Source organism: Tolypothrix sp. VBCCA 56010 (assembly GCF_050875635.1).
In the GTDB taxonomy this organism is placed as follows: Bacteria; Cyanobacteriota; Cyanobacteriia; order Cyanobacteriales; family Nostocaceae; genus Hassallia.
On record NZ_JBPAOH010000323.1, the window covers coordinates 1 to 2005 of the forward strand.

Annotated in this window: 1 protein-coding gene; it reads right to left on the minus strand. The window is 53.5% G+C overall.

Features of this window, described 5'->3' with window-relative positions:
• On the minus strand, positions 1–2005 hold a 2005-nt coding region (locus AABK37_RS41165; protein ID WP_432557138.1), incomplete at both ends, for a condensation domain-containing protein.

Below are 2005 nucleotides of genomic sequence, written 5' to 3' on the forward strand. Positions count from 1 at the left end.
ACCCACCTGCCTGCATGACCACAGACAACAGCAACACGCATCCCGCTGTTGCCGGCGATCCAACGCTTGCGCTCTTCGGGATAGGAGTCGTCTATCGGTACAAAGGCCCCCCCCGACTCCATGATACCCAGGAGGCTCAACAGGCTCTCTTTGTCACGAGTGCCAATCAAACCAACCGCCTCTCCGGCTCCGACTCCATATTCGTCCCGAAGAACCTGTCCAACTCTGCGGCTGATACTACCAAGCTGCCAGTAGCTGATCTGCGACTCCCCGTCTTCTATCGCTACATCCGTGCGCCGAAGTCTGACCTGCTCCCGGATCTCCTTCAGAATGCTACCACCCAAAAGACCTCCGTCATTCGCTCCTGTCTCCCACGATCGAAGAACTGTGTGCTCATCCCTTGAAAGGTAATCCAACGAACCGATGGATGAATCCCCCTGCGTCAAAAGCTGGCCCAGAATAATACGATAGTGATCCAGCAACCGACCCAGTCGCGCATCGCTATAAAGGTCACTGTTGTATTCAACTTCAAGATCAAGACCCAAGCCATGTGAATGAAAGTTGAACGTCATGTCGAACTTGCTGATACCAAGGTCAACAGGTACAACCATATAAGGAATGCCCCACAAGTTCGGCTCTTCAAGGCCCGTCTCCGTCAGGTTCACCAAAACGTCGAACAGTTGAGACCGCGACCGGTTCCGGTGAAGACCAAGGTCTTCTATGATGCGGTCTATCGGATAATCCTGATGCTTGTAGGCGCCAAGCATCTTCCTTCTCACCTTCTCCAAAACGGAGTCATAGCTCTCAGAGCCTGTTACATGGCTGCGGAGGATCAACGTATTCACATAAAAGCCTACCTGATCCGACAGGTCGGCATGATCACGGCCAGCTACCGGGAAGCCTAGAACGATCTCTTCCTGACCTGTATAGCGATGGAACAGCACCGTCAGACCACTCATCAATACCATCAGAACACTGCAACCTTCCTGGAGAGCCTTCTCTTCCAACCGACCTTTCAGCTCACTCAGCGAAAGCGCCTTCTTCGAACCACGGTTGCTCTTAACCTGCGGCCGATCCCAGTCGGTGGGTAACATCAATGGGCTAATTGTTCCGGAAAGCTCCTCACTCCAGTAGTTACGCGAAGCTGCATAGTGACCACTTTCCAGACGCTGACGCTGCCACACTGAATAGTCCTTATACTGAATGCGAAGGTCCGGAAGATTGATTCTCCTGCCTTCAACAAAAGATCGGTAAAGCTCCCCAAAGTCCCTCACCAATACTTCCATCGACCAACCGTCCGATACAATATGGTGCATCATTAGAACCAGCCCATACTCCTGGTCGCCAAACTTCATCACCTTAACCCGCAATATCTCTCCCTCGGAAACCGACAGCGGCAAATCGCTCTGACGAATAAGCTCTTCCCTCACCATTTCATATGATGAGCCTTCTTGCAATGGCATTTCAACATATTCCAAATGAGCGGCCCCTCTGCTCATAACCTGCTGACGGGGTTCGCCTTCAACTTCAACGATCCGCGTGCGCAAGATCTCATGACGGTCCAACAGTGCCTGGAACGCTGCCTGGAAGCTCGCCCAGTCAACCGCCCCTTTAAGAAGATAACCGCCGGGCACGTGATAACTGCTCGCAGACCCCTCAACCTTATTCAATACCCATAGCCGCATCTGGGCATGCGATAACGGATAGTCCGGTTGCGACTCCAACCGCGGAATGCGGGAATACTCACCACCAACACGATCCGACAGAACCGACGACAACGAGCACAGAACGCTGTGCTCGAACAACTCCGACAGATCTACCACAAGCCCGAGTCGTTGCTGTATCAGCATCACAACTTCAACAGCCTTCAAAGAGTGGCCTCCCAGGCGGAAGAAGTCGTCAGTGCGGCCGATGCCTTTCACTCCCAGCACTTCCTCCCAAATGCCGATCAGGCTGGACTCCAGCTCCGTCAGCTCCTCCCCCTGCGAAACACCGCCGCCACTCC